Origin of the sequence: Dactylosporangium sp. NPDC049525, from assembly GCF_040676755.1 — a bacterium.
Taxonomy (GTDB): domain Bacteria; phylum Actinomycetota; class Actinomycetes; order Mycobacteriales; family Micromonosporaceae; genus Dactylosporangium.
The window spans coordinates 75,654-81,973 of record NZ_JBFAPO010000038.1 but is presented as its reverse complement, the minus strand read 5'-3'; the positions used below and the strand labels follow the sequence as shown (position 1 = coordinate 81,973).

5 protein-coding genes are annotated in these 6,320 nt (G+C 70.5%); 2 read left to right on the top strand and 3 right to left on the bottom strand.

The window, feature by feature from the left end; all coding sequences use genetic code 11:
- Nucleotides 1–189 precede the first annotated feature (189 nt).
- Both AB0K00_RS38375 and AB0K00_RS38370 read left to right on the top strand, forming a co-directional pair.
- On the top strand, nucleotides 190–963 hold the full coding sequence (locus tag AB0K00_RS38375; protein WP_363531277.1) for a dihydrodipicolinate synthase family protein: 774 nt from the start codon (nucleotides 190–192) through the stop codon (nucleotides 961–963).
- A gap of 82 nt (nucleotides 964–1,045) precedes the next feature.
- Nucleotides 1,046–1,417, top strand: a complete 372-nt coding sequence (locus tag AB0K00_RS38370) for a nuclear transport factor 2 family protein (RefSeq protein ID WP_363531274.1) — start codon at nucleotides 1,046–1,048, stop codon at nucleotides 1,415–1,417.
- A gap of 348 nt (nucleotides 1,418–1,765) precedes the next feature.
- Here AB0K00_RS38370 and AB0K00_RS38365 read toward each other — a convergent pair whose 3' ends face one another.
- From AB0K00_RS38365 to AB0K00_RS38355, 3 genes are read right to left on the bottom strand one after another with little or no spacing between them, the layout of a single operon-like run.
- The gene (locus AB0K00_RS38365; RefSeq protein WP_363531271.1) at nucleotides 1,766–4,033 is read right to left on the bottom strand and encodes an excinuclease ABC subunit UvrA; all 2,268 of its coding nucleotides are present in this window, start codon (nucleotides 4,031–4,033) and stop codon (nucleotides 1,766–1,768) included.
- Nucleotides 4,034–4,066: 33 nt separating this feature from the next.
- On the bottom strand, nucleotides 4,067–5,038 hold the full coding sequence (locus AB0K00_RS38360) for an endonuclease/exonuclease/phosphatase family protein (RefSeq protein ID WP_363531268.1): 972 nt from the start codon (nucleotides 5,036–5,038) through the stop codon (nucleotides 4,067–4,069).
- 10 nt (nucleotides 5,039–5,048) lie between these two features.
- Nucleotides 5,049–6,230, bottom strand: coding sequence for a winged helix DNA-binding domain-containing protein (locus AB0K00_RS38355; RefSeq protein WP_363531265.1), 1,182 nt, complete (start codon nucleotides 6,228–6,230; stop codon nucleotides 5,049–5,051).
- Nucleotides 6,231–6,320: the final 90 nt, after the last annotated feature.

Here is a 6,320-nt window from a genome sequence, read left to right as displayed (position 1 = left end):
CGTGAGCCAGGGGGCCGTGCGCGGGCCCCGTTGCGGGGGGTGGCCGAGGCCCCCCGCCGCCGGGGGGCGCCCCCCCCTTCCGCCGGCCCCCGCCCCCCGGTCCCTGGTCGGCGGCGCTTTTCATGGGTTGGGTGGGTGCGCTGGCACGCCGACGGCCTGCGCACCCGGGTTCCAGCTTAGGGTTCGGGTATGACTCAGGAGCGGAAGCCGTTGTGGCGGGGTGTCGCGGTGGCGTTGGTGACGCTGTTCGCGGAGGACGGTTCGGTGGATGTCGTGGCGACGGCGCGGCACGCTGAGCGATTGGTGGCCTCAGGGGTACGTGCGGTCCTGGTCGCCGGGTCGACGGGTGAGGCGGACGCGCTCAGTGACGGTGAGCGGGTGGCGTTGGTGTCGGCGGTGCGGCAGGCGTGTCCCGGGGTGCCGGTGATCGCCGGTGCGGGTGGTGCGTGGGCCGGTCCGGCGGCGGAGCTGGCGGCGGCGTCGGTGGCGGTGGGTGCGGATGCGGTGCTGGTGGCGCCGCCGCGGCGGGCCGGTGACCTGCGGGTGTTCTACGAGCGGGTGGCGTCGGCGGCGGATGGGCGGCCGGTGCTGGCGTATCACTTCCCGATGGTGGCCGGTGGTGCGGTGCCGGTGGAGGTGTTGCCGTCGTTGCCGGTGGCCGGGGTGAAGGATTCCACGGGCGATGCGGAGCGGTTGTTGCGGTTGTTGTCGGAGTGGGACGGTGCGGTGTACGTGGGTTCGTCGGCGCTGGTGGCGACGGCGGGGCTGTTGGGTGCGGCGGGGGCGATCCTGGCGGTGGCGAATGTGGCGGCGGAGGACTGTGTGGCGGCGTGGGAGGGTGACGCGGCGGCGCAGTTGCGGTTGACGGGGCCGCATGTGGCGGCGAAGGCGGGGTTCCCGCACGGTTTGAAGCGGCTGGTCGCGGAGCGGTTCGGGACGTCGACGGCGGCGCGCATGGGTTGAGGTGGGTTACGGTCCGGTTTCGGGGTGTAAGAAGCACGTGCGGTGTGTTGACCGGGGGTGGCCGGCGGATTTCCATGGGTGTATGGGTGACGACGCGCTGGTGGCGGAGCGGTCGGGGTTGGTCTCGTCGATGCTGGCGGTGATCGATCGTCGCGACTGGGGTGATCTGGCGGGTCTGGTCACGCCTGATGTGGTGTATCACCGGCCGGGGTGTCCGCCGATCGAGGGTGTGGACGCGTTTGTGGCGTTCTACCGGCGGCGGTGCATTGTGGCGTCGGGGCGGCATGCGGTGGAGCGGTGGGTGGAGGGTGGTGGTCAGGTGTTCTGCTGGGGGCGTTTCGAGGGGATGTCGCATTCGGGTGTGCCGTTGAGCGAGTTGTTCGCGGACTGGTTCGAGGTGCGTGACGGCCGGGTGTCGCGGCGCCGGACGTTCTTCTACCGCCCGGCGATCTGAGGCCCGTCTCCGCGTTTTCGGTCCTGGGCGGCCGGCCCGCGCCCGCCCGCTGGCGGCGACCGGCCCGCGGCTTGACGCACGGCGGCGTGGGGCCCTCGGGGTGCGTTGACCCGGGATCGTAGGTGCTGCGCCCGCGCCCGCCCGCTGGCGGCGACCGGCCCGCGGCCAGCGGCTTGACGCATGGCGGCGTGGGCGTCGCTTCCAGGGCGCGTTGACCCGGGATCGTGAGTGCTGCGCCTGCGCCCGTCGGCCCACGGCTTCGGTCATGGGCGGCTGGCCTGCCCCGGTGCGTCGGCCCGGGAACCGGAAGTGGTGCGCCCGGCTGCGTGTGGTCTCGCCGGTGGGCCGCTACCGGGTGAGGTCGCGGCGGAGGGCGTCGGCGGTGTGGGAGCCGTCGGTGCGGGCGAGTTGTTCAGGGGTGCCTTCGAAGATGATGCTGCCGCCGCCGGTGCCGCCTTCGGGGCCGAGGTCGATGATCCAGTCGGCGTTCTTGATGACGTCGAGGTTGTGTTCGATGACGATGACGGTGTTGGCCTGGGTGACGAGGCGTTCGATGATCTCGAGCAGGTGGGTGATGTCGGACATGTGCAGGCCGGTGGTTGGTTCGTCCATGACGTAGACGGTGCCGGTCTTGTGCAGTTCGGTGGCGAGTTTGACGCGTTGGCATTCGCCGCCGGAGAGGGTGCTCAGTGGTTGGCCGAGTTTGAGGTAGTCGAGGCCGACGTCGTTGAGGGCGTGCAGGGTGGGTTGGAGTTTGGGTTCGGGGAAGAAGTCGGCGGCTTCTTCGGCGGTCATGTCGAGGATGTCGGCGATGGTTTTGCCGCGGAGGTGGTGTTGGAGGACTTCGGGGCGGAAGCGTTGGCCGTCGCATTCCTCGCAGGTGGATTTGAGGCCTTCCATGAAGGCGAGGTCGGTGTAGATGATGCCGAGGCCTTGGCAGGTGGGGCAGGCGCCTTTGGAGTTGAAGCTGAAGAGGCCGGCGGGGACGTTGTTGGCTTTGGCGAAGAGGGTGCGGATGTGGTCCATGATGCCGGTGTAGGTGGCGGGGGTGGAGCGGATGGAGGTGCCGACGGCGGTCTGGTCGATGACGATGGCGGTGGGGTGTTGGGTGAGGAAGGCGGTGTTGATGAGGGAGCTTTTGCCGGAGCCGGCGACGCCGGTGACGACGGTGAGGATGCCGGTGGGGATGTTGACGGTGAGTTTTTTGAGGTTGTTGGTGTGGGCGTCGGTGATGGTGAGGGTGCCGGTGGGGGTGCGGATGTCGGTTTTGAGGGGGAGTCGGTGGCGCATGTGGCGGCCGGTGGGGGTGCGGGCGTAGGGGAGTGCTTCGAGGGTGCCTTCGAAGACGATTTCGCCGCCGTGGGTGCCGGCTTTGGGGCCGAGGTCGATGATGTGGTCGGCGATTTCGATGACGTCGCGGTCGTGTTCGACGACGAGGACGGTGTTGCCTTTGTCGCGGAGTTGGCGGAGCAGGGTGTTGAGGCGGGTGACGTCGCGGGGGTGTAGGCCGATGCTGGGTTCGTCGAAGATGTACATCATTTCGACGAGGGCGCTGCTGAGGTGGCGGACCATTTTGATGCGTTGGGATTCGCCGCCGGAGAGGGTGGCGGTTTCGCGGTTGAGGCTGAGGTAGCCCAGGCCGATGTCGACGAGGTGGCCGACGCGGTGCAGGAGGCTGTTGATCATGGGTGCGGCGGTTTCGTCGGTGAACAGTCGGAGGACTGCGACGAGTTCGTCGGCTTCCATGGCGGTGAGGTCGGCGATGGAGTAGCCGTCGATGCGGCAGTTGCGGGCGGCGTCGTTGAGGCGGGTGCCGCGGCAGGTGGGGCAGGTGGTTTCGGTGAGGTATTGCTGGGCGGCGTGGCGGGTGCGTTCGGACATTTGTGAGGTGTCGCGGCGCACGTAGAGGCGGTTGAATTTTTCGATGACGCCTTCGTAGGTGGCGTTCATGGTGGAGCCGTGGATGTCGAGGGGGAGTTTGCCGGTGTGGTGCAGGAGTTTGTGGCGTTCTTCGTCGGTGTAGTCGGTGATGGGTTTGTCCATGTCGAAGTAGCCGGAGGCTTGGTACATCTTCCAGTACCAGGTGGTGGGTTGGAAGTCTGGGTGCAGGAGTGCGCCGGTGTTGAGGGAGCGGGTGGGGTCGAGGAAGCGGTCGAGGTTGAGGGTGGTGGTGCGGCCGATGCCTTGGCATTGGGGGCACATGCCTTGGGGGTCGTTGAAGGAGAACTTGTTGGAGGGGCCGAGGTGGGGTTGGCCGGCGCGGGAGTAGAGGAGGCGGAGGATGGCGGCGATGTCGGTAATGGTGCCGACGGTGGAGCGGGAGCCGCCGCCGAGGCGTTTCTGGTCGACGATGATGGCGGCGGACAGGTTGTCGATGGAGTCGAGGTCGGGTTGGGCGTATTTGGGGAGGCGGGCGCGGGCGAATGCGGTGAAGGTCTCGTTGAGTTGGCGTTGGGCTTCGGCGGCGATCGTGTCGAAGACGAGGGAGGATTTGCCTGATCCGGAGACGCCGGTGAAGACGGTGATGGCGTGTTTGGGGATTTGGACGGTGATGTTTTTGAGGTTGTTTTCGCGGGCTCCGGTGATGGTGATGCGGTCGGTGGCGGTTTCGGGCAACGTCTCTCCTTGGTTGGGCGGCGGAACGTTACACTATACGCCGTAGACTGTTGGGAGGAGGAGCTCGGCGAACACGGCGCGGTGGTCGCTGCCGGGCACGACGCGGGTGCCGACGTCGCCGATGCCGATGCGCCGGTCGGCGAGGACGTGGTCGATGGTCACCCACGGCACGAGCGGCAGCAGCAGCGGCTGGCGCTGGAACGGCCAGGTCGGGGCGAGCCCGCGGCCGCGGACGGCGGCGGCGTCGCGGTAGCCGGTGCGCAGCAGCCGCCGCAGCGGCCCGTGGTCGAGGGTGGCGTTGAAGTCGCCGAGCAGCACCCGGGGCACGGCGCCGCCGGCAGGTGGCTGCGCCGCCAGGTTCTGCGCCCAGCAGGCGGTCTGCCGGCGCCGCGGCGCGCACGGGTGCGCGGACTCGACCAGGACGGGGCCGGCGTCGGGCACGTGGACGGTGGCGCCGGCCTGCAGCATCCCGCACGGGTGGCGGCGGGCCGGGCCGTTCGCCTCGGCGGGGGTGAGCGGGTGGCGGCTGAACAGCCCTGACCCGTTGCCGTGCCCGGCGGGGTGCACGACGCGGAACGGCAGCAGCCCGTCGACACCGGCGTGTTCCAGGGCGGCGAGCGCGCCGGTGGTCAGCTCCTGCACGGCCAGGACGTCCACGTCGTCGACCTTCGCCTGCTCGAGCAGGGCCGCCATGTCGCCGCGGTCGTAGAGGACGTTGGCGGTCATCACCCGTAACCTCGCCCCGTGGTGCTGCTCGGCGTCCCCCGCGGCGGTGGTGAGCAGCCGCGGCACGACGAGCGCGGACAGGGCCGCCCATGCCAGCAGGGACACCAGCCACGGGCCGGTCGCGCCGGTGAGCGCCGCCCACACGGCGCACAGCAGCGCCAGCGGCGCCACATACGGCGTGAACGCCATCAGCTGCACCAGCGGTGTGCCCCGCTCGGCGCCGGTGAGCCGGACAACTGTGAACGCGGCCAGCGCTGCCGCGACCCCCCACAACACCATGCCGACGAACCTACCGCCGGGGTGTGACAGGTTCGCTCAATCGCCGTTCCAGTGGGGTGCGGAACCGGGGTGTCACCCGTACCGGCCCGATCCAGTCCGCGAGGCGGTCCGCGGCGTCCTGGATGCCGGTGGCGTCGACCTGTTCGAGGAGTTCGACGGCGACGCGGCCGTCGGGTGTGTGTGCCCAGCCGCCGACGACGCGCCCGTCGACCCAGACGGTGGGGCCAGGGTTGCCGGTGCGGTCGAACAGCGCCGGTGCGTGTGGTCCCAGGTACCAGTCCCGGCCGGCCCAGCCCATCATGGTGGGGTCGAGGGCGGGCAGCAGCGCCACCCACCGTGGTGGCACGGGCACGTCGTCGACGTCGTCGGCGAGGACGACGCCGGTGCCGGCGGGGCCGTCGAGGGTGACGGTGACGGTGTCCAGGGCGGCGAGCGCGGCCCGGGTGTGGGTCAGGGTCCACCCGGTCCACCATTTGAGGTCGGCGACGGTGCCGGGTCCGTATCGGGCCAGCCAGGCGCGGGCGAGGGCGGCGCGGGCGGCGGCCGGGTCGAGCTGCGGTAGCGGCGACGGGAGCCACCCGTCGAGCAGTTGCCAGGTGTACTGGGTGCTGGTCCAGGATCCGTTCGGGCGGCCGCGCACGATGTGGCCCTGGGCGGCGAGCAGCAGCAGGACGCGGCTCGTCACGTACTGGTTGCCTTGCGGGAAGACCAGTTCGGTGCGGAGCCGGGGCTCGTCGGTGGACAGTTGCGCCGCGGTCGCCGCGCCGCCGCGGGCCTGCAGCGCGGCGATGGTCGCGGCCTCGACGTCGGCGAGCCAGTCGGTGTCGCCGGCGCCGCACTGCTGCAGGTGTTTGAGCAGCAGCCGGCGTTGTTCGACGGCGACGGCGGCGGTTGCGGCGGCCTGCACGACGGGGGCGTCGCCGGTGGGGACGACGTACATGGTGCGGCGCATGCCGAGCATCCGCAGCAGGGTCCGCTGGGTGTAGAGGGCGTCTTCGACGGCGGCGACGGTCGGTGCGGCGAGGCGGGCGGCGACGGACAGGTAGACGGTCGCGGCGTCGGTGGCGTGCAGGGTCACCAGGTCCGCGGCGACGGTGGCGGGGCCGCTGTCGGGGCTGGTGGAGGGCGCGGCGAGGCCGTGCCGCCACGCGAGCCTGGCGCGGCGTTGCGTGTCGGAGATGTGCAGGGTCACCGGATGAACAGTAGTCAGCGTCGCAGCGAGTCCACGTAGAGCGTGATGAGGACCAGCACGACGACGGCCACGCCCAGGATGATCCAGACG